The organism is uncultured Paracoccus sp. (assembly GCF_945915435.1).
Classification (GTDB): Bacteria; Pseudomonadota; Alphaproteobacteria; order Rhodobacterales; family Rhodobacteraceae; genus Paracoccus.
In genome coordinates this window covers 63,626-83,189 of the sequence record NZ_CAMEFG010000003.1, presented here as the reverse complement: position 1 = coordinate 83,189, position 19,564 = coordinate 63,626, and the positions used below count along the sequence as shown (strand labels likewise).

The window sequence follows — 19,564 nt, the reverse complement described above, 5'->3', positions numbered from 1 at the left end:
AAAGGTCAAACGCGCGGCAAATGATTGCGCTAAACATTTATGGTTGCGCTAACTGCCGCCCGCGCGGACTTCCTTCACGAAACCTGCATGTTATAGCACGGGGCAATGATCGCCCGGCGGACGATCCTTCATCCAGGAGCATATGAGCAATGGCCACACCGCGCGTTAACCCCAACTGCCGTCTGGAAGACCAGGGAATCACGGGGCTGGGCAACGTCTATTACAACCTGCTCGAACCCTCGCTGATCAACGCCGCGATCGAACGCGGCGAAGGCAAGCTGGGCCGGGGCGGCGCGTTCCTTGTCACCACCGGCAAGCACACCGGCCGTTCGCCCAAGGACAAGTTCGTCGTCCGCACCCCCTCGGTCGAGGATTCGATCTGGTGGGACAACAACCAGCCGATGAACCCCGAGGCCTTCGACCGCCTGCATGCCGACATGCTGGCCCATATGAAGGGCGGCGACTATTTCGTGCAGGACCTGTTCGGCGGCGCCGATCCCGCGCTGCGGCTGGATGTGCGCGTGGTCACGGAACTGGCATGGCACGGGCTGTTCATCCGCCACCTGCTGCGCCGCCCCGATGCGGCGGAACTGGCAGGCTTCACGCCCGAGTTCACCATCATCAACTGCCCCAGCTTCAAGGCCGACCCCGAGCGCCACGGCTGCCGCAGCGAAACCGTGATCGCGCTGAATTTCGAAAAGAAGCTGATCCTGATCGGCAACACCCAATATGCCGGCGAAAACAAGAAGGGCGTGTTCACGCTGCTGAACTACCTGCTGCCCGCCAAGGGCGTGATGCCGATGCATTGCTCGGCCAACCACGCGCCGGGCGACAAGGACGACGTGGCGATCTTCTTCGGCCTGTCGGGCACGGGCAAGACGACGCTTTCCGCCGAACCCTCGCGCGTGCTGATCGGCGATGACGAACATGGCTGGTCGGACCGCGGCATCTTCAACTTCGAGGGCGGCTGCTACGCCAAGACCATCAACCTCTCGCCCAGGGCCGAGCCGGAAATCTACAAGACGACCAGCACCTTCGCGACCGTGATCGAGAACATGGTCCACGACCCCGACACGCTGGAGCTGGATTTCGAGGACAACTCGATCACCGACAACATGCGTTGCGCCTATCCGCTGCATTACATCTCGAACGCATCGGACGATTCGCTTGGCGGCCAGCCCCGCAACGTCATCATGCTGACCTGCGACGCCTATGGCGTGCTGCCCCCCATCGCACGGCTGACGCCCGCGCAGGCGATGTATCATTTCCTGTCGGGCTTCACCTCGAAAACGCCGGGGACCGAGGTCGGCGTGACCGAGCCGATCCCGACCTTCTCGACCTGTTTCGGCGCGCCCTTCATGCCGCGCCGCCCCGAGGAATACGGCAAGCTGTTGCAGGAACGCATCGCCAAATCGGGGGCGCATTGCTGGCTGGTCAATACCGGCTGGACCGGTGGGGCCTTCGGCACGGGCCGCCGCATGCCCATCGCGGCGACCCGCGCGCTGCTGGCGGCGGCGCTGGATGGCTCGCTTGGCGGGGTCGAGTTCCGCAAGGACCCGAATTTCGGCTTCGACGTGCCGGTTTCGGTTCCAGGGGTCGAGGACAAGCTGCTGGACCCGCGCCAGACCTGGGCCGATCCCACCGCCTATGACGCGCAGGCCCGCAAGCTGGTCGGCATGTTCAGCGACAACTTTGCCCAATATGCCGACAAGATCGACGACGACGTGCGCGCCGCCGCCATCGGCTGAGGCCGCGTTCACCGGGCGGCGTGGCCGCCTGGTGGCATCCTTGGCATGGGTATTTGGATGATGAAGAAAGGCGGGGTCCGGCCCTGCCTTTTTTCGTTTTCCTGCATTTTCCTTTTCGGGGCGGTCAGGGGCGCTTGCGCCTGCGCTTGGCGGCGCGCTTGATTTCCTTCAGCCGCGATTGCAGCGGCCTGCGCCGCGCGCCGCCCTTGCGGGTCTGCGGGCCGCGCGGCAGGGGTTTGCCTTCCAGTTCCAGCAGTTCCAGCATCAGCCCACCCGTCAGCGGCACGGCTTCGGAAAGGCGCACGGTGACGCGCTGGCCGATGCCGATTTCCAGCCCGGTTTCGGACCCCATCAGGGTCTGGTTATCGGGGTCGTAGACAAAATATTCGCGCCCGATCTCGCGGATGGGCAGAAGGCCGTCGGCGCCGGTCTCGTCCAGTCGGACGAAGGCGCCGAAACGCTGCACGCCGTTGATCCGGCCCGTGAATTCCGCCCCCACGCGATCCGACAGGTAAGCCGCGAGGTAGCGGTCGGTCGTGTCGCGTTCGGCGGCCATCGAGCGGCGCTCGGTCTCGCTGATCTGCCGGGCGGTTTCCGAAAGGTTCTCGATGTCCTGCGGCGACAGCCCGTCCTTGCCCCAGCCATGCGCGGTGATCAGCGCGCGATGCACGACCAGGTCGGAATAGCGACGGATGGGCGAGGTGAAATGCGCGTAAGATTTCAGCGCCAGCCCGAAATGGCCAAGGTTTTCAGGGTCGTAATAGGCCTGCGTCATGGACCTGAGCGCGCTGACATTGATCAATTCGTCGAAATCGGTGCCCTGCGCCTGTTCCAGCAGCCGGTTCAGGTGGCGGGTTTGCAGCACCTGCCCCTTGGCCAGCGTGAAGCCCGAGGCCTGCGCGACCTCGCGCAGCGCGTCGATCTTTTCGAGGCTGGGTTCCTCGTGGACGCGGAACAGCAGCGGGCGGCGCTTGTCGATCAGTTCCTCGGCGGCGGCGACATTGGCCAGCACCATGAACTCCTCGATCAGCTTGTGCGCGTCGAAGCGGTCGCGGAAGTTCACGGATTTCACCCGCCCGTCCTCGGCCAGCACGATATGCCGCTCGGGCAGGTCCAGTTCCAGCGGCTGGCGGCGGGCGCGGGCCTGTCGCAGCAGGCCGTAGGCATGCCAGAGGGGGCGGATCACGCCGTCCATCAGCGGCTCGGCCTGCGCGTCGGGGCTGCCGTCGGCGGCGGCCTGCGCCTGTTCATAGGCAAGGCTGGCGCGCGAGCGCATCATGCCGCGATGGAAACGGTGCGAGAGCTTGTTGCCCTCGGCGTCCAGCCGCATCCTGACCGCGATCACCGGGCGGTCGACGCCCTCGTGCAGCGAACAGAGATCGCCCGACAGGATATCGGGCAGCATCGGCACCACGCGGTCGGGGAAATAGGTCGAATTGCCGCGATGGCGGGCCTCGCGGTCCAGCGCGCTTCCCGGTGTGACGTAATGGGCCACGTCGGCGATGGCGACCCAGATGGTCGCGCCGCCGTCCTCCTCGATCTGCGCGGCGACGGCGTCGTCGTGATCGCGCGCATCCGCCGGGTCGATGGTGACCAGCGGCAGGTCGCGCATGTCCTCGCGCCCCTTCATGGTGGCAGGTCGGGCGGCGTCGGCCTGCTGGATGGCGGCATCGGAGAATTCGTCGGGAATACCGTGCTGGTGGATCGCAATCAGGCTGACCGCGCGCGGGGCGGAAGGATCGCCGAGCCGCTCGGTGATGCGCGCCAGCGGCAGGCCGAGACGGGCGCGCGATCCGGCCTGTTCGGCCTCGACCAGCTCACCGTCCTGTGCGCCCTGGGTTGCGTCGGGCAGGACGCGCCATTCCTTGTCCTGGCCCTTGTCGATGGGCAGGATGCGCCCGCCCTCGGTTTCCTTGCGGAAGATGCCGACGAGTTTCTGCGGGGTGTGGCCGATGCGGCGGATCAGGCGGGCCTCATATTGGTGATCCTCGCCCGCGACCTCGACCAGGCGGGCAAGGATACGCTCGCCGGGACCTATGGCGGGATCGGCGCGGCGGGGCACGAAGAGGATACGGGGCTGCGGGCCGTCGCCCTGCCATTCCAGCGGACGGGCAAACAGGTCGCCGTCGCCGTCGGGCGACAGGATCTGGACGACGGTGACGGGCGGCAGGCGCTCGGCATCCAGGTAATGGCGGCGTCGGCGTTCCAGCAGCCCCTCGGATTCGAGTTCCTTGAGGATGCGCTTCAGCTCGATCCTCTCGGCGCCCTTGATGCCGAAGGCCTTGGCGATGTCGCGTTTCGAGGTCGCGTCGGGATTGTCCGCGACCCATTCGAGGATCTGCTGTCGAGAGGGGATCTGAGCCATTCGCCCAGATTAGCACCGAAGAAAGCCGGGTGGCAGGGGCAAAAGCGCACCGGCACGCTTTCGCAAGGTTGGCCTGCGTGGCCGGGGGCTATGCCCCCCGCCCCGAAGGCCCCTCGACGGGGCTTTCGGGGCGTTCCCCTGGGTATTTGGGTGATGAAGAAACCGGCGATCAGTCCGCCTGCTGGGGAAGCCGGACGAAACCGGCGGCGGTGCGGACGATGGGGTCGGCATCGGCATCCGCATGGATCAGGGCCAGAAAGTCGCGGCGCATCGCGTAGCTCCAGAACTGGTTGATATGGCCCCCGACGGCCTCGGCCGGGTCGATGCCGGGCTGGTTGCGGAAGAAATCGGCCATCTGCGTGGCCATGCGGATCAGCTTGTCACTTGCCATGTCGGTCATCCTGCCGGGCGCGCGATGCGGCGCGGGTGGGTGAAAAGGTCGAATTCCTCGCCGCGGGCGCGGGCGATCAGGGTCAGCCCCGCCGCCTCGGCCCATTGCAGCGCCAGCCCGGTGGGGGCGCTGGCGCCGATCAGGATGGGGGCGCCGATCCGCGCAGCCTTCTGCACCAGATCGACCGAGAGGCGCGAGGACATCACGACCGCCCCCGCCGCCCCGTCGATGCCCTGCCGTGCCAGCGCGCCCGCCAGCTTGTCCAGCGCGTTGTGGCGGCCCACGTCTTCGCGCACGATGGCGCGGCTGCCGTCCCAGAAGCCCGCGCCGTGGATGGCAGGGGTGTCACGGCGGCGGGTCTGGCCCTGCGACATGGCCGCCATCGCGCGGGCGACGTCCTCGGGCGGCATGGTGAAGCTGCCCGTGACGGGGGTGATCCGGGGCAGCGCGGCCTCGATACTGTCGACGCCGCACAGCCCGCAGCCGACCGGGCCGATCATGCTGCGCCGCCGTTCGAGCAGCCCGACCGAGAGGCCGGGGCGCAACCAAAGCCGCGCCTCGACCCCCGGCAGACCGCGGGTTTCGACGGGGACGGTCTCGAACCCGGTGATGTCGGCGGGGTCGGCGATCATGCCCTCGGTCAGGGCGAATCCGGTCGCGAAGTCCTGCAAGTCATGCGGAGTCGCCATCAGCACGGCCTGGGACATGCCGTCGATCACGATGGCTATGGGGATTTCCTCGGGCGCGGGCGGGGGCGTTCCGGGCACCCATGCGCCCCCGCGCCATTGCATCACATCCATCGCATCCTTCATTCCGCCGCCGTCTGCATGATCCGGCGCGCAAGGTCCGAGTGGCTGCGATAGTCCCGCTGCCAGTCCGTCGGCCCGTTCGAGGGGCTGACCTGCACCGCCGTGACCTTGAATTCGGGGCAGTTGGTCGCCCAGTCCGAATTGTCGGTCGTGATCACATTCACCTGATTCGTCGGGTGATGGAAGGTCGTATAGACCACGCCCGGCGCCACGCGGTCGGTGATATGGGCGCGCAGCGTCGTTTCCCCCGAACGCGAGGCAACGCGCACCCAATCGCCCTGACGCACACCGCGATTCTCGGCGTCCGAGGGGTGGATTTCCAGCACATCCTCGGCGTGCCAGGCGAGGTTCTCGGTCCGCCGGGTCTGTGCGCCGACATTGTATTGCGACAGGATCCGCCCGGTCGTCAGCAGCAGCGGGAAGCGCGGGCCGCTGCGTTCCTCGGTCGCGACATATTCGGTGTGCAGGAAGCGCCCCTTGCCGCGCACGAAGCCGTCCAGATGCATGACCGGCGTGCCAAGCGGCGCGGCCTCGTTGCAGGGCCATTGCACCGAACCCACGCGGTCCAGCAGGTCGAAGCTGACGCCCGCGAAACTGGGGGTGGTCAGCGCGATCTCCTCCATGATCTCGCTCGGGTGGGTATAGGTCCAACCCGCGCCCATGCGGTTGGCCAGCATCTGGGTGATTTCCCAATCGGCATGGCCGTTCTTGGGCGTCATGCAGCGGCGGACCATGTTGATGCGGCGCTCGGCATTGGTGAAGGTGCCGTCCTTTTCAAGAAAGCTGGACCCCGGCAGCAGCACATGGGCGTAGTTCGAGGTCTCGTTCAGGAACAGGTCCTGCACGATCACGATATCCATCGCCTTCAGCGCCGAGGTGACATGCTGCGTGTCGGGGTCGGATTGCACGATATCCTCGCCCTGGCAATAAAGGCCCCGGAAGTTCCCCGCCAGCGCGGCATCGAACATGTTGGGAATGCGCAGGCCCGGCTCATCGGACAGGGGCACGCCCCAGATGCGTTCGTAAAGCTCGCGCGTGGCCTGATCGCCGACATGGCGGTAGCCCGGAAATTCATGCGGGAAGGATCCCATGTCGCATGAACCCTGCACGTTGTTCTGGCCGCGCAGGGGGTTCACGCCGGTTCCCGGCTCGCCGATGTTGCCGGTCATCATCGCAAGGTTGGCGATCGCCATCACCGTGGTCGAGCCTTGCGAATGTTCCGTCACGCCCAAGCCGTAATAGATGCTGGCACGGGGCGCCGCCGCATAGGCGCGCGCCGCCTGCCGGATCAGACCGGCGGGGACACACGACAGCTTTTCGACCTCATCGGGCGAATGGCGGGGGTCGGCGGCGAAATCCATATAGGTGCGGAACTCGTCCCAATCGCAGCGGCTGCGGATGAAATCCTCATCATAAAGCCCTTCCGTCACGATGACATGGGCCAGCGAGGTCAGCACGGCGACATTCGTGCCCGGACGCAGCGGCAGGTGCATCCCCATACCCATATGGGGCGTTTCCAGCAGGTCGATGCGGCGCGGGTCGATCACGATCAGCCCGGCCCCCTGACGCATCCGCTTGCGCAACCGGCTGGCGAATACCGGATGCCCGTCGGTCGGGTTCGCGCCGATCACCAGCGCCAGGTCGGTGTCCTCGACCGAATCGAAGTCATGCGTCCCGGCGGATGTCCCGAAGGCCTGCCCCAGCCCGTAGCCGGTGGGCGAATGGCAGACGCGCGCGCAGGTGTCGGTGTTGTTGTTGCCGAAAACCGCGCGGGCCAGCTTCTGGACCAGATAGGTTTCCTCGTTCGTGCAGCGCGACGAGGTGATGACCCCGATGGCATTCTTGCCGTGATCGTCCTGCGCGCGGCGCAACCGGGTGGCGGCGAAGTCCAGCGCCTCGTCCCAATCGACTTCCCGCCACGGGTCGGTGATCTTCTCGCGCACCATCGGGCGCAGGATGCGTTCGCGGTGGGTGGCATAGCCCCAGGCGAAGCGGCCCTTGACGCAGCTATGGCCGTGGTTGGCCTTGCCGCCCTTGCTGGGGACCATGCGCACGACTTCCTCGCCCCGCATATGCGCATCGAACGAACAGCCGACGCCGCAATAGGCGCATGTCGTCTTGACGATATGCTCGGGGGTGCCGATCTCGATCACCTTGTTCTCGACCAGGGTCGCGGTCGGGCAGACCTGCACGCAGGCCCCGCAGGACACGCAATCCGAGGACAGGAAGCTGTCCGACCCCATCCCCGCGCTGACCCGGCTGTCGAAGCCGCGCCCCTCGATGGTCAGGGCGAAGGTGCCCTGCACGTCCTCGCACGCGCGGACGCAGCGCGAACAGACGATGCATTTCGCCGGGTCGAAGGTGAAATAGGGGTTCGACTGGTCCTTGGGCCGGTATTCCGGGTTCGGGCCTGTGGCGGTTCGTTGGGCGAAGTGGTTTTTCGGCGCGTCGTAGCGAACTTCCCGCAGGCCCACGGCACCCGCCATGTCCTGCAATTCGCAATCGCCGTTGGCGGCGCAGGTCAGGCAGTCCAGCGGATGGTCGCTGATGTAAAGCTCCATCACGCCGCGGCGGATCTGCGCCACCTCGTCGGTCTGGGTGTGGACGACCATGCCCTCGGCCACCGGCGTGGTGCAGGATGCGGGCGTGCCGCGCATCCCGTCGATCTGGACGACGCAGAGGCGGCAGGACCCGAAGGCCTCAAGATGGTCGGTCGCGCACAACTTGGGGACCGCGATCCCGGCCTCGGCCGCCGCGCGCATGACCGATGTGCCCGCCGGGACCGTGACCTGCCGCCCGTCCACGTTCAGCGTCACCATGACGTCGGACTTCGACGCGGGCGTGCCCATGTCGCGGTCGGGAATGATGAAATCCTTCATTCTGCGGCCTCCTTCCGGGCGTTGGCCGGCCCGGTGAATTCATCGGGGAAATGGGTCAGCAGCGACATCACCGGAAAGGGCGCGAACCCCCCGAGCGCGCAGAGCGAACCCCATTTCATCGTATTGCAAAGATCGGTCAGAATCGGGATGGCATCACCGTCGCCCGCAGCGATCCGGTCCAGCGTCTCGACCGCGCGGATCGAGCCGATGCGGCAGGGCGTGCATTTGCCGCAGGATTCGACGGCGCAGAACTCCATCGCGAAACGCGCCAGCTTCAGCGCGTCGGCGGTATCGTCGAAAACCGTGATCCCGGCATGGCCCAGCAATCCGTCCTTGCCCGCCAGTTCCTCGTAGCCGAAGGGCACGTCGAAATGCGCGGGCGGGATATAGGCGCCAAGCGGCCCGCCGACCTGCACCGCCTTGACCGGACGCCCCGAGGCGGTGCCGCCGCCGATCTCCATCACGATCTGGCCCAGAGACATGCCGAAGGCGGCCTCATAGAGGCCCCCGTGGCGGACGTTGCCCGCGATCTGGATCGGGATCGTGCCCTTGGACCGCCCGATGCCAAGCGCGCCATAGGCCGCGCCACCGTGTTCCATGATCCAGGGCACGGCGGCCAGCGACAGCACGTTGTTGACCACCGTGGGCCGCCCCAGGAACCCCTGCAACGCGGGCAGTGGCGGCTTGGCGCGGACCACGCCGCGCTTGCCTTCCAGGCTGTTGAGCAGGCTGGTTTCCTCGCCGCAGACATAGGCGCCCGCGCCCACGCGGACCTCCATATCGTAACCGAAACGTGATCCAAGCATCGCCTCGCCCAGCATCCCGTGGCGGCGGGCGGCGCCGATGGCCTCGGTCATGGCGCGGATCGCGTCGGGGTATTCGCTGCGGATATAGACATAGCCCTGCGTCGCGCCGGTGGCGATGGCGGCGATGGCCATGCCCTCGATCAGGCAAAGGGGGTCGCCCTCCATCAGCATCCGGTCGGCGAAACTGCCGCTGTCGCCTTCATCGGCGTTGCAGATGATGTATTTCTGCGGGCCGTCCGCCCCCGCCACGGTTTTCCACTTGATCGCGGTCGGGAAACCCGCGCCGCCGCGACCGCGCAGGCCCGATTCCATGACCTGCCCGATGATGCCCTCGGGTCCCGCCGCGATGGCGGCGCGCAGGCCCGCCAGCCCACCATGCGCCTGATAATCGGCCATGCTGACGGGATCGGTCACGCCGACGCGGGCAAAGGTCAGGCGGGTCTGGCCGCGCATCCAGGGCAGATCCTCGACCGGGCCAAGCGCGCGGGGATGGTCCAGCCCACCCGCCGCCAGCGCAGCGACCAGCGCGGGCACGTCCTCGGGCGTCACGGGGCCGAAACCGTGGCGGATGCCGTCCCGCTCGACCTCGACCAGCGGTTCCAGCCAGATCATGCCGCGGGTGCCGTTGCGGATGATCCGCGCGCCAACCCCTTGATCTTGCAGCGCGGCTTCCAGTGCGCTGGCGACCTCATCCGCGCCAAGTGCGCGGGCGGCGGCGTCGATGGGAACGAAGATCCTCATGCCCGCACCTCGGCCACCATGCGCGAGATCCGCGCCGCATCGGCCCGCCCGATCAGCTTGCCATCCAGTTCCGCCGAGGGCGCGCAGGCGCACAGCCCAAGGCAAAAGACCGGCTCAAGCGTCAGCCTGCCGTCGGGCGTCGTCTCGTGCCAGCCGATGCCAAGCGCGCGGCAGATCTGATCGGCAAGCTCGTCGCCGCCCATCGAGATGCAGGCCTCGGCCCGGCACAGGCGCAGCACATGCGGCCCGGCGGGATGGTCGCGGAAATCGTGGTAGAAGCTGACGACCCCGTAGACCTCGGCCCGCGTCAGGCCAAGCGCCTTGGCGATGATCGGCTGCGCTTCCTCGGGAATCATGCCCCATTCGGCCTGCACGTCGTGCAGGATCGGCAGCAACGGACCTTCGCGCCCGGCATGGGTCGCGATGATCCGGTCGAGGCGGTCCTGCGAATCGCTGTCGAAAACGCTGTCCTGTGGCGTCGAGGGCATGGCTGGTCTGTTCCAAACTGGCTTAATTCGCCGCAGGTTAGGGGCGAACGATAGCCGAAACAATCGCGATGTGCCGTCTATCCATTGGATTTTTCTATCGCACGACCCGCCCGCAGCAGCGCATCGACCAGCGGGGGATGCGGCTCTCGCGCGGGGGCGACCAGCCCGACCATATGGCCGCGCCCGGACAGGGCGCGGGCGCGGACGCCCTCGGGCATCGGCAGGCCCTCGACCAGACCGCGCGGCAGGATCGCCGCCCAATCGCCGGTGGTCACATGGGCAAGGATCGCCAGCATCGAGGTCGATTCGACCCGCGGCGCGGCCTCGGCCCCGGCCTGCGTCAGATGGCGCTGGACGATGCGGCGGTTCTGCATGTCGGTGGTCAGCAGGCACAGCGGACGGCGCGCGGCCTCGGCCCAGGTTACGGGACCGGCGGCCTCGGTGCGGTCGATCAGGCAATAGGTTTCGCGATACAGCGCCACCGACTGGACGCGGCCAAGCGGTTCGCTGTCCAGATAGGTGACACCCGCATCCAGTTCCAGCGCCTCGATCTGGTCGCGGATCTGGTCCGAGGATCGCGACAGGATTGTCACGCCGATATTGGGGTGGCGCACCAGCAGCGGGCCGGTCAGTTCGGCGATGCGCGGCATGGCGGTCGGGATCACGCCGAGACGCAGCCGGCCCGTGACGCCTTCGCGGCTGGCGCGCATCTCGGCCTGCATGGTGCGGGCGTCGGCGACGATGCGGCGCGCCCATGCCAGCACCCGCTCGCCCTCGGGGGTCAGGCCCTGAAAGCGCGAACCGCGCCGGACAAGCTGGACGCCCAGTTGATCCTCAAGCGCGCGGATGGCCGAGGAAAGCGTGGGCTGGGTGATGCCAAGCGATTCGGCGGCGCGCCCGAAATGGCGTTCGCGCGCGAGGGTGATGAACATGTTCAGCCGGTCGATCATCGCCGTCCCCCCGGCTGCGGGCCGGGATCAGACGATCTCGACCGCGTATTTCTCGATCACCGTGTTGGCCAGCAGGCTTTCGCACATGCGCGCGACCTCGGCCTGTGCGGCATCGGCGTCGGTGGCGGCCAGGTCCAGTTCGATCACCTTGCCTTGCCGCACGCCCTCGACCCCGCCGAAACCAAGCCCGCCAAGCGCGTGGCGGATCGCCTCGCCCTGCGGGTCCAGAACGCCGTCCTTCAGCATGATGGTGACACGGGCTTTCATCGGCGGGCCTTTCAGTTGATCAGCGTGGGCTTGGTGATGTTGGTGGTGTTGGCGGGCATCAGGCCAAGGCGGCGTGCGACCTCGGTATAGGCGTCGGTCAGGTTGCCCAGGTCGCGGCGGAACACGTCCTTGTCCAGCTTCTGCCCGGTCTTGACGTCCCACAAACGGCACGAATCCGGGCTGATTTCGTCGGCCACGATCAGGCGCATGAAATCGCCGTCCCAGATGCGGCCGATCTCGATCTTGAAGTCGATCAGCTTGATGCCGACGCCGAAGAACACGCCGGACAGGAAGTCGTTGACCCGCAGCGCCAGCGAAACGATGTCGTCCAGATCCTGCTGCGCGGCCCAGCCGAAGGCGATGATGTATTCCTCGGACACCATCGGGTCGCCGAGTTCGTCGTTCTTGAAGGAATATTCGACGATGGGCCGCGGCAGGGGCGTCCCTTCCTCCAGCCCCAGCCGCTTGGCGATGGAACCGGCGGCGAAATTGCGCACGATCACCTCCAGCGGGATGATCTCGACCTGGCGGATCAACTGCTCGCGCATGTTGATGCGGCGGATGAAGTGGTTGGGCACGCCGATATTGGTCAGCCCGGTCATGAAGAACTCGGACAGGCGGTTGTTCAGCACCCCCTTGCCCTCGACCACGGCCTTCTTCTGCGCGTTGAACGCAGTGGCGTCGTCCTTGAAATACTGGATCAATGTGCCCGGCTCGGTGCCTTCGTAAAGGATCTTCGCCTTGCCTTCGTATATCTTCTTGCGCCGTGGGGCCATGTGTCGCGCCTTTCCCGTGTTTAACGGGCTATAGGCCAAGTCGGGGGCATTGGGCAATACGGGCTTGCAGGAACGCGGTCACTTGCGCATACCGGACGGGAAAACAGCGACCCCCAAGGCAACGGAGGCCCGGATGACCACTTTTGACGATCGAGAGCGCGGCTACGAGGCGAAATTCGCCCATGACGCCGAGCTGAATTTCAAGGCAGAGGCGCGCCGCAACCGCCTGCTGGGCGAATGGGCGGCCGAGGTCCTGGGCAAGTCCGGCGACGAGGCGCGCGCCTATGCGCTGGAAGTCGTCAGCGCCGATTTCGACGAACCGGGCGAAGAGGACGTCTTTCGCAAGCTGCATGCCGATCTTGCGGGCAAGGTCGACGAAGCCGCCATCCGCGCCAGGATGGCCGAGCTGCGCCTTGAGGCACGCCGCCAGATCGTCGAGGAATCCTGACCGCTTCGGCGCGTCCCTTTCCGGGGCGCGTCAGCCATTCCCGTCGGCGGCGGACAGGACGCGCGGCCAGTAGCGCGCCAGCGTCAGCGCGCGCAGCAGGTTCAGCACCGTCAGCGCCGCCCATAGCCCGTGGTTGCCCATCAAGGGCGCCAGCACGGCCACCAGCCCCGCATAGACCGCGACCGAGACGATCATCGCATTGCGCATCTCGCCCGTGCGGGTCGCGCCGATGAAGATGCCGTCCAGCATATAGCTGGCGACGCCGATGGCGGGCGCAAGGATCAGCCAGGGCAGGTAAAGCCGCGCCTCGGCCCGGATCTCGGGCGAGCGGGTCAGCAGGTCGATGATCGCCGGTCCCGCCAGCAGCCAGGCCAGGCTGATCGCCAGCCCCCCGATCGCCCCCCATTTGCAGGTCAGCGCGACGGCGCGCCGCAGCCGCGCCCGGTCGCGCGCGCCCACCGCCTGCCCGACCAGCGTTTCGGCGGCAAAGGCGAAGCCGTCCAGCCCGTAAGAGGTGAAGGACAAAAATTGCATCAGCACCTGGTTGGCCGCCAACGTCACGTCGCCCTGCCCCGCCGCAAGGAACATGAAGCTGGTGAAACTGCCCTGCAACAGGACCGAGCGCACCAGGATGTCCCCGTTCACCCCCATGAAGCGGCGCAGCTTGTCGCGCGCGAACAGCACCGCCGCGCTGCCGGTGCCCCGCCATGCCGCGCCAAGGGCCGCCCGCGCCAGCCACAGGCCAAGAGCCAGGCCGCCCATTTCCGCGATCAGGGTGGCCGTCGCCACGCCCTTGACGCCCCAGCCAAGGCCAAGGACGAACCACAGGTCCAGCGCGATATTGGTGCCGTTGATGACCAGTTGCAGCATCAGGACGGCACGGGTGCGCTCGACCGCGATCAGCCAGCCGGTGATGCCGTAAAGCGCGATGGTCGCGGGCGCGCCCCAGATGCGGATCGACAGGTAGTCGCGGGCCAGCGCCTCGACCCCCTGGGATGCGGGCGCCAGCGAAAAGGCCAGATGCACCAGCGGTCCCTGCAAGGCGACCAGCCCCAGCCCCGCCACCAGCGCGATGACCAGCGCGCGCAGCAGGTGCGCGCCTTCCTCGACCGCGTCGCCCGCGCCGCGCGACTGCGCCACCAGCCCCGAGGTGCCCATGCGCAGAAACCCGAAGACCCAGTAGATCGAGGTCAGGATCACCGCCCCCAGCCCCACCGCACCAAGCGCCGCCGCATCGCCCAACTGCCCGATCACCCCGGTATCGACCGCCCCCAGGATCGGGATGGTGGCGTTCGACAGCACGATGGGCAGCGCGATCGCCAGCACCCGCCGGTCGGTCAGCGCCGGCCTTGCGCCCTGATCGGGCGGTGTCCGGGCCTCGGCCCCGCCTGCGGTCAAGTCACTTGCCTCCGGGTAAGGGGGGCTGATCCTGCGGCATCAGGAAATGGCAGGTCGCCTGTGCGAAAAGGCGGTCGCGGTTGTCCTGCCACGCCTCGACCTGGACGCTGGCGTAGCGGCGGCCCGAACGCACGATCCGCGCGCGGGCATAGGCGTCGCGGGCCAGCCCGCTGCGCAGGTAGTCGATGGTGATGTCGATGGTCTTGGGCAGGCGCGGCAGGCTGTCGGGATCGCCCGCACGGGGGATGATCCGCCCCGCCTCCATCCCGTCCCAGCTTCGCGCCCATGTCAGGTGGACCACGGCGGCGATTTCCAGGAAGGCGGCGATGGCCCCGCCATGCAGCGCGGGCAGCAGCGGGTTGCCGATCTGCTTGCGGTCGTAGCGCAGCACGGCGGTCAGTTCGTCCCCGCGCCGGTCGAAGCCGACACCCAGCCAGGCGGCATAGGGGATGCCCTGCACGATGGCGGCAAGGGCGTCGTCGCGGCGGCGGCGCAGGCTTTCGACGGGTTCGGGGGCGGTCATGGCGTCGCGGTCCCCGCGCGTTCGTTGGTCGCGGTCCCCGCGCGTTCGTCGGTCGCGGTCCCCGCGCGTTCGCTGGTCGCCGCCCCCGCGCGTTCGTAGGTAAAGGCCCCGGTGGCGACGGCCACGGGGTTCTCGCTATCCTCGTCCGAGGCCCATGCCCGCACGAAGGCGACTGAGCGCGTCATATGGTAGCAGGTCGCATGCGCCGTGATCCGCTGCCCGCGCGCCGCGCCGCGCATGTAGTCGATGCGCAGGTCGATCGTCGCGGTCGAGACGATCCCCGCCTCGCGTCCCAGCACCGCCGCACCGGCGCAGGTGTCCATCAGCGCCGAGACGACACCCCCGTGGATCACCCCCGACCGCGGATCGCCCACGAAACGCGCGTCCCAGGGCATCGAGATCACCGCACCCTCGGGGCCAAGCCCGTCGATGCGCATGCCCAGGGCCGCGGCATGGGGGATCGCCTCGATGAACTGGCGGGCGAGTTTGGCGCGATGCCGCGCATTATCGGAGGGGACCATCGTCTCACTTTTCCGCTGACCGTGACGCCTTCAGGGTTAACCAGCCCCGCCCCCGCCCGCAAGCGTGACGGCCCGTCGCCGTCCCGGCGCGGGTATGGTCGCCGTCCCGGCGCGGGTATGGTCGCTGCTTCGGCGCGGGTATCTCCGCCCCTTTCCGCCTGCGGGCATGGTCGTCGCCTTGCGCGCCGGCATGGATGTCGTCGCTTCGCGCGCAGGCATGGATGTTGAGTTTCGCCGGGCCGTGGTCTAGCGTGATCCCATTCGTGGATGAGTTGTGATTGATGCTTGAAGACGGCTTCATAAATTTCAAGGAAATGTGCGCCCGCTTCGACGTAACGCCCCGCACGTTGCGCTATTACGAATATATCGAATTGCTCAGCCCCCGGAAGGTCGGCCGCGCGCGCTTCTATGGCCCGCGCGAGATCGCGCGGATGAAGCTGATCCTGCGCGGCAGGCGCTTCGGCTTTTCGCTGGAAGACATCCGCCAATGGCTGCTGCTTTACGAACAGAAGGGCACGCGCGAGCAATATCGCACCTGGATCGAACTGGCGGACCGCCAGTATGAAACGCTCTCGGCGCAACTGGCCGATTTGCAGGCAGCGATGGATGAATTGCGCCATCTGCGCGACGAAACCCGCCAGATCCTGCGCGGGATGGAAGGCGGCGACGCGGCGTCACCGCCCGAAAGCTGACGCCACGTTTACGTTTACGTTCGCGTAAAGCCTGCCTATCCTCGGACCGTTCGCAGTCAGCCGGAGGGGAGGCGCAATGCCGGACGACGACGTGATGACCATAAGACAGATGAGCGAAGCCTTCGGCGTCACGCCGCGGGCGCTGCGCTTCTACGAATCCGGCGACCTGCTGGCGCCCGTCCGGCACGGCCAGAAGCGGCTTTACAGCAAGGCCGACCGCGCCCGGCTGAAACTGATCCTGCGCGGCAAGCGTTTCGGTTTCTCGCTGGAACAGATCCGCGAGATACTGGAACTCTACAACCCCGCCGAGCGCAACATCACGCAGACCGAGACGGCGCTGGCCACCGCGCGCGAACGCCTGGTCGACATGCGCCAGCAATATGCCGAACTGGGACAGGCGATCGCCGAACTGAACCAGCAGATCGGGGAAGGCGAGGCCTCGCTGCGCAAGCTGAAGGCCGAGGCCGCCTCGAAACCGGAGGACCGATGAACCAATACGCACCACCCATCAGCGACCTGCAATTCGTCCTGCACGATGTGCTGAAGCTGTCCGAATCCGGCCTGCCGGGGCATGACGAGCTGGACCGCGACTTCACCGCCGCCATCCTGGACGCCGCGGGCAAGCTGGCCAGCGACGTGCTGGCGCCGCTGAACGCCACCGGCGACCGGCAGGGCTGCCGCCTGGAAAACGGCATCGTGCGCACGCCCGACGGCTTCAAGGAGGCGTTCGGCCTGATCCGCGAAGGCGGCTGGCCCGCGCTGGATTGCGACCCCGAATATGGCGGGCAGGGCATGCCCTATGTCGTCAGCCTTGCAGCGGGCGAGATGTTCGTGGCCGCCAACATGGCCTTCAACATGTATCAGGGCCTGACCCACGGCGCCTATTCCGCCATCCACAGCCACGGCACGCAGGCGCAGAAGGAGATGTATCTGCCGCGCCTTGCCAGTTGCGAATGGACCGGCACGATGAACCTGACGGAACCCCATGCGGGGACCGACCTCGGCCTTCTGCGCACCAAGGCCGAGCCGCAGGAGGACGGCAGCTATCTGATCACCGGGCAGAAGATCTTCATTTCCGCGGGCGATCACGATATGGCGGAAAACGTCATCCACCTGGTGCTGGCCAAGGCGCCGGGCGGGGGCGAGGGCACGAAGGGCATCAGCCTGTTCATCGTGCCCAAGTTCCTGGTCGGCGAGGACGGCAGGATCGGGGAACACAACGCGGTCTCGGTCGGCGCGCTGGAGGAAAAGATGGGCATTCACGGCAATGCCACCTGCGTCATGAACTATGACGGCGCCAAGGGCTGGCTGCTGGGCGAGCTGCACAAGGGCATGCGCGCCATGTTCACCATGATGAACGAGGCCCGCGTCGGCGTCGGCCTGCAAGGCTACGCCATCGCCTCGGGCGCCTATCAGAACGCGGTGGGCTATGCCCGCGAGCGCCTGCAAGGCCGCGCGCCGACAGGTGCGCAGAACCAGGCAGGCCCGGCGGATCCGCTGATCGTCCACCCCGACATCCGCCGCAGCCTGATGGAGCAGAAATCCTTTGTCGAAGGCGCGCGCGCGCTGGTCATGTGGGCCGGCCACCTGATCGACCGCCACACCCGCACGGGCGATGCGGATGCCGACGGGCTGGTGTCGCTGATGACGCCGATCATCAAGGGGTTCCTGACCGACAAGGGTTTCGACGCGACCGTGCTGGCGCAGCAGGTCTATGGCGGCCACGGCTATATCGAGGAACAGGGCATGTCGCAATTCGTGCGCGACGCCCGCATCACCTCGATCTACGAGGGCGCCAACGGCGTGCAGGCGCTGGACCTGGTGGGCCGCAAGCTGGCGGCGGACGGCGGCAAGCATGTCATGGCCTTCTTCCGCGACCTGATTTCCTTCATCAAGGAACATGAGGGCAACGCGGCGCTGAAGGCCGATTTCCTCGACCCGCTGAAGGCGGCATCCAAGGACATGCAGGCGGCGGCGACCTTCTTCATGGAAAAGGGGCTGAAGAACCCGGACGAGGCATTGTCGGGATCCTACGACTTCATGCACCTGTCCGGCCATGTCGTGCTTGGGCTGATGTGGGCGCGCATGGCCGTCGCCGCGCAGGCCGCGCTGGATGCAGGCGAGGGCGACCGCGCGTTTCTGGAAACCAAGCTGCACACCGGGCGCTATTACATGGCGCGGCAACTGCCCGCGACGGCGGTCCACCTGGCCCGCATCCGGTCCGGCGCCGCACCCGTCATGGCGCTGCCGCCCGAGCGGTTCTAGGCCCATGCCTATCGCCCGATACGCGCCCCCCTGGCAAAGGCCGCGCCGGGTTGCACGTCCGGGACCGCCTCCGGCGGGGGTATTTGGGTGATGAAGAAAACGAGGCGGCCCCGACCCGCGCGCGGCCCTTGGGCATCAAGGCGTGGGTCGGGGCTTTCTCCATCAGCGGTCATCGGCTCCCCAGCCTGTACCGCGGTGTCATCGTAATCTTGCAGGGGTTAAGATACGGTTTACGTCCATGCAGAAATCCACCGCCCGCATGGCCCGGCCGTCAAGGAGGAAACATGACAGACGCATTCATCTATGACGCCGCCCGCACGCCGCGCGGCAAGGGACGGCCCGACGGCAGCCTGCACGAGGTCAGCTCGGTCGCGCTGTCGGCCCGGCTGCTCAACGCCGTCAAGGCCCGCAACGGGCTGGAAGGCCATGCCGTCGAGGACGTCATCTGGGGCAATGCCACGCAGGTGATGGAGCAAGGCGGCTGCCTTGCGCGGTCCGCCGTGCTGGCATCGGACCTGGACGAGCGGATTCCGGGCCTGTCGATCAACCGTTTCTGCGCCAGCGGGATGGAGGCGGTGAACCTTGCCGCCAACCAGGTCCGTGGCGGCGCGGGCGCGGGTTACATCGCGGGCGGGGTCGAGATGATGAGCCGCGTTGCAATGGGCAGCGACGGCGCCGCCATCGCCGTGGACCCGAGCCTGACCTTCCCGACCTGCTTCGTGCCGCAGGGGATTTCGGCGGACATCATCGCCACCGAATACGGCTTTACCCGCGATCAGGCCGACGCGCTGGCCGTCGAATCGCAACGCCGCGCCGCGCGGGCCTGGGACGAGGGACGTTTCGCGAAATCCATCGTGCCGGTGCGCGACCAGAACGGGTTGGTGATGCTGGAGCGCGACGAACACATGCGCCCCGGCACCACCATCGAGGACTTGGCCAAGCTGAAGCCCAGCTTCAAGGATATGGGCGAGGTCATGCCCGGTTTCGACAAGGTGGCCATGCTGAAATACCCGCATCTGGCGGCGATTAACCATATCCACCATGCGGGCAATTCCTCGGGGATCGTCGATGGCGCCGCCGCCGTGCTGATCGGCAATGCGGCCTTTGGTCAGGCCCATGGGCTGACGCCCCGCGCCCGCATCCGCGCCACCGCCAAGATCGGCACCGATCCCACCATCATGCTGACAGGTCCCGTGCCCGTCACCGAAAAGATCCTGCGCGACAGCGGCATGTCGATTTCCGACATCGACCTGTTCGAGGTGAACGAGGCCTTCGCCAGTGTCGTCTTGCGCTTCATGCAGGCCTTCGAGGTCTCGCCGGATATCGTCAACGTCAACGGCGGCGCAATGGCGCTTGGCCATCCGCTTGGCGCGACCGGGGCGATCCTGATCGGCACCCTGCTGGACGAACTTGAACGGCGCGACCTGACGACCGGCCTGGCCACGCTTTGCGTCGCCTCGGGCATGGGCGCGGCCACCATCATCGAACGCGTGTGAA

Annotated in this window: 18 protein-coding genes; 6 read left to right on the top strand and 12 right to left on the bottom strand. The window is 67.1% G+C overall.

From position 1 onward, the window contains the following. Positions 1-149 precede the first annotated feature (149 nt). A complete protein-coding gene (locus Q0O97_RS01985; RefSeq protein WP_294924061.1) occupies positions 150-1,748 on the top strand; it encodes a phosphoenolpyruvate carboxykinase in 1,599 nt (532 codons plus the stop codon). Positions 1,749-1,872: 124 nt separating this feature from the next. Here the strand turns inward: Q0O97_RS01985 and rnr are convergent, their stop codons facing one another. The 9 genes from rnr to purC form a co-directional block, all read right to left on the bottom strand. Further along, positions 1,873-4,113, bottom strand: coding sequence for a ribonuclease R (gene rnr / locus Q0O97_RS01980; protein WP_294924058.1), 2,241 nt, complete (start codon positions 4,111-4,113; stop codon positions 1,873-1,875). Positions 4,114-4,282: 169 nt separating this feature from the next. Next, entirely contained in the window at positions 4,283-4,504 is a 222-nt protein-coding gene (locus Q0O97_RS01975) for a formate dehydrogenase subunit delta (RefSeq protein WP_294924055.1), read from the bottom strand. Between the two features lie 5 nt (positions 4,505-4,509). Next, a complete protein-coding gene (gene fdhD, locus Q0O97_RS01970; protein WP_294924052.1) occupies positions 4,510-5,304 on the bottom strand; it encodes a formate dehydrogenase accessory sulfurtransferase FdhD in 795 nt (264 codons plus the stop codon). Between the two features lie 8 nt (positions 5,305-5,312). Beyond that, complete coding sequence (fdhF, locus tag Q0O97_RS01965) at positions 5,313-8,192, bottom strand: formate dehydrogenase subunit alpha (RefSeq protein ID WP_294924050.1); 2,880 nt, start codon at positions 8,190-8,192, stop codon at positions 5,313-5,315. After that, positions 8,189-9,739, bottom strand: coding sequence for a formate dehydrogenase beta subunit (locus Q0O97_RS01960; RefSeq protein ID WP_294924047.1), 1,551 nt, complete (start codon positions 9,737-9,739; stop codon positions 8,189-8,191). The genes fdhF and Q0O97_RS01960 overlap by 4 nt, the downstream gene beginning before the upstream one ends. Next, entirely contained in the window at positions 9,736-10,227 is a 492-nt protein-coding gene (locus tag Q0O97_RS01955) for a formate dehydrogenase subunit gamma (RefSeq protein ID WP_294924044.1), read from the bottom strand. Before Q0O97_RS01955 ends, Q0O97_RS01960 begins: the two co-directional genes overlap by 4 nt. A gap of 77 nt (positions 10,228-10,304) precedes the next feature. Beyond that, positions 10,305-11,177, bottom strand: coding sequence for a LysR family transcriptional regulator (locus Q0O97_RS01950; protein WP_294924041.1), 873 nt, complete (start codon positions 11,175-11,177; stop codon positions 10,305-10,307). 27 nt (positions 11,178-11,204) lie between these two features. Then, a complete protein-coding gene (gene purS, locus Q0O97_RS01945; protein ID WP_294924038.1) occupies positions 11,205-11,444 on the bottom strand; it encodes a phosphoribosylformylglycinamidine synthase subunit PurS in 240 nt (79 codons plus the stop codon). Positions 11,445-11,455: 11 nt separating this feature from the next. Beyond that, on the bottom strand, positions 11,456-12,220 hold the full coding sequence (gene purC, locus Q0O97_RS01940) for a phosphoribosylaminoimidazolesuccinocarboxamide synthase (protein WP_294924035.1): 765 nt from the start codon (positions 12,218-12,220) through the stop codon (positions 11,456-11,458). A 133-nt stretch (positions 12,221-12,353) separates the two neighbouring features. Here purC and Q0O97_RS01935 point away from each other — a divergent pair, with 133 nt between their 5' ends. Then, positions 12,354-12,668, top strand: a complete 315-nt coding sequence (locus Q0O97_RS01935) for a DUF1476 domain-containing protein (protein ID WP_294924033.1) — start codon at positions 12,354-12,356, stop codon at positions 12,666-12,668. Positions 12,669-12,698: 30 nt separating this feature from the next. On the opposite strand, the gene Q0O97_RS01930 is transcribed toward Q0O97_RS01935, so the two are convergent. Genes Q0O97_RS01930 through Q0O97_RS01920 form a run of 3 tightly spaced genes read right to left on the bottom strand, consistent with a single transcriptional unit; the run spans position 12,699 to position 15,110 of the window. Next, positions 12,699-14,009, bottom strand: coding sequence for an MATE family efflux transporter (locus tag Q0O97_RS01930; protein WP_294924207.1), 1,311 nt, complete (start codon positions 14,007-14,009; stop codon positions 12,699-12,701). Between the two features lie 58 nt (positions 14,010-14,067). Continuing rightward, positions 14,068-14,589, bottom strand: a complete 522-nt coding sequence (locus Q0O97_RS01925; RefSeq protein ID WP_294924030.1) for a PaaI family thioesterase — start codon at positions 14,587-14,589, stop codon at positions 14,068-14,070. Then, entirely contained in the window at positions 14,586-15,110 is a 525-nt protein-coding gene (locus Q0O97_RS01920; RefSeq protein WP_294924027.1) for a PaaI family thioesterase, read from the bottom strand. Before Q0O97_RS01920 ends, Q0O97_RS01925 begins: the two co-directional genes overlap by 4 nt. A 281-nt stretch (positions 15,111-15,391) precedes the next feature. On the opposite strand from Q0O97_RS01920, the gene Q0O97_RS01915 reads away from it, so the two are divergent. From Q0O97_RS01915 to Q0O97_RS01900, 4 genes are all read left to right on the top strand, one after another. Next, positions 15,392-15,802 carry a MerR family DNA-binding transcriptional regulator gene (locus Q0O97_RS01915; RefSeq protein ID WP_294924204.1) on the top strand — a complete coding sequence of 137 codons (411 nt, stop codon included), beginning with the start codon at positions 15,392-15,394 and terminating at the stop codon, positions 15,800-15,802. A gap of 76 nt (positions 15,803-15,878) precedes the next feature. Further along, entirely contained in the window at positions 15,879-16,292 is a 414-nt protein-coding gene (locus Q0O97_RS01910; RefSeq protein ID WP_294924024.1) for a MerR family DNA-binding transcriptional regulator, read from the top strand. Further along, positions 16,289-18,067, top strand: a complete 1,779-nt coding sequence (locus Q0O97_RS01905; protein ID WP_294924021.1) for an acyl-CoA dehydrogenase C-terminal domain-containing protein — start codon at positions 16,289-16,291, stop codon at positions 18,065-18,067. Before Q0O97_RS01910 ends, Q0O97_RS01905 begins: the two co-directional genes overlap by 4 nt. A gap of 284 nt (positions 18,068-18,351) precedes the next feature. Further along, a complete protein-coding gene (locus tag Q0O97_RS01900; RefSeq protein ID WP_294924018.1) occupies positions 18,352-19,563 on the top strand; it encodes an acetyl-CoA C-acetyltransferase in 1,212 nt (403 codons plus the stop codon). Position 19,564 lies beyond the last annotated feature (1 nt).

Bases quoted from the DNA above. Each gene is read 5' to 3' on its own strand.
- Q0O97_RS01985 (WP_294924061.1), top strand. From the start codon at position 150: ATGGCCACACCGCGCGTTAACCCCAACTGCCGTCTGGAAGACCAGGGA.
- rnr (WP_294924058.1), bottom strand. From the start codon at position 4,113: ATGGCTCAGATCCCCTCTCGACAGCAGATCCTCGAATGGGTCGCGGAC.
- Q0O97_RS01975 (WP_294924055.1), bottom strand. From the start codon at position 4,504: ATGGCAAGTGACAAGCTGATCCGCATGGCCACGCAGATGGCCGATTTC.
- fdhD (WP_294924052.1), bottom strand. From the start codon at position 5,304: ATGGATGTGATGCAATGGCGCGGGGGCGCATGGGTGCCCGGAACGCCC.
- fdhF (WP_294924050.1), bottom strand. From the start codon at position 8,192: ATGAAGGATTTCATCATTCCCGACCGCGACATGGGCACGCCCGCGTCG.
- Q0O97_RS01960 (WP_294924047.1), bottom strand. From the start codon at position 9,739: ATGAGGATCTTCGTTCCCATCGACGCCGCCGCCCGCGCACTTGGCGCG.
- Q0O97_RS01955 (WP_294924044.1), bottom strand. From the start codon at position 10,227: ATGCCCTCGACGCCACAGGACAGCGTTTTCGACAGCGATTCGCAGGAC.
- Q0O97_RS01950 (WP_294924041.1), bottom strand. From the start codon at position 11,177: ATGATCGACCGGCTGAACATGTTCATCACCCTCGCGCGCGAACGCCAT.
- purS (WP_294924038.1), bottom strand. From the start codon at position 11,444: ATGAAAGCCCGTGTCACCATCATGCTGAAGGACGGCGTTCTGGACCCG.
- purC (WP_294924035.1), bottom strand. From the start codon at position 12,220: ATGGCCCCACGGCGCAAGAAGATATACGAAGGCAAGGCGAAGATCCTT.
- Q0O97_RS01935 (WP_294924033.1), top strand. From the start codon at position 12,354: ATGACCACTTTTGACGATCGAGAGCGCGGCTACGAGGCGAAATTCGCC.
- Q0O97_RS01925 (WP_294924030.1), bottom strand. From the start codon at position 14,589: ATGACCGCCCCCGAACCCGTCGAAAGCCTGCGCCGCCGCCGCGACGAC.
- Q0O97_RS01920 (WP_294924027.1), bottom strand. From the start codon at position 15,110: ATGGTCCCCTCCGATAATGCGCGGCATCGCGCCAAACTCGCCCGCCAG.
- Q0O97_RS01915 (WP_294924204.1), top strand. From the start codon at position 15,392: ATGCTTGAAGACGGCTTCATAAATTTCAAGGAAATGTGCGCCCGCTTC.
- Q0O97_RS01910 (WP_294924024.1), top strand. From the start codon at position 15,879: ATGCCGGACGACGACGTGATGACCATAAGACAGATGAGCGAAGCCTTC.
- Q0O97_RS01905 (WP_294924021.1), top strand. From the start codon at position 16,289: ATGAACCAATACGCACCACCCATCAGCGACCTGCAATTCGTCCTGCAC.
- Q0O97_RS01900 (WP_294924018.1), top strand. From the start codon at position 18,352: ATGACAGACGCATTCATCTATGACGCCGCCCGCACGCCGCGCGGCAAG.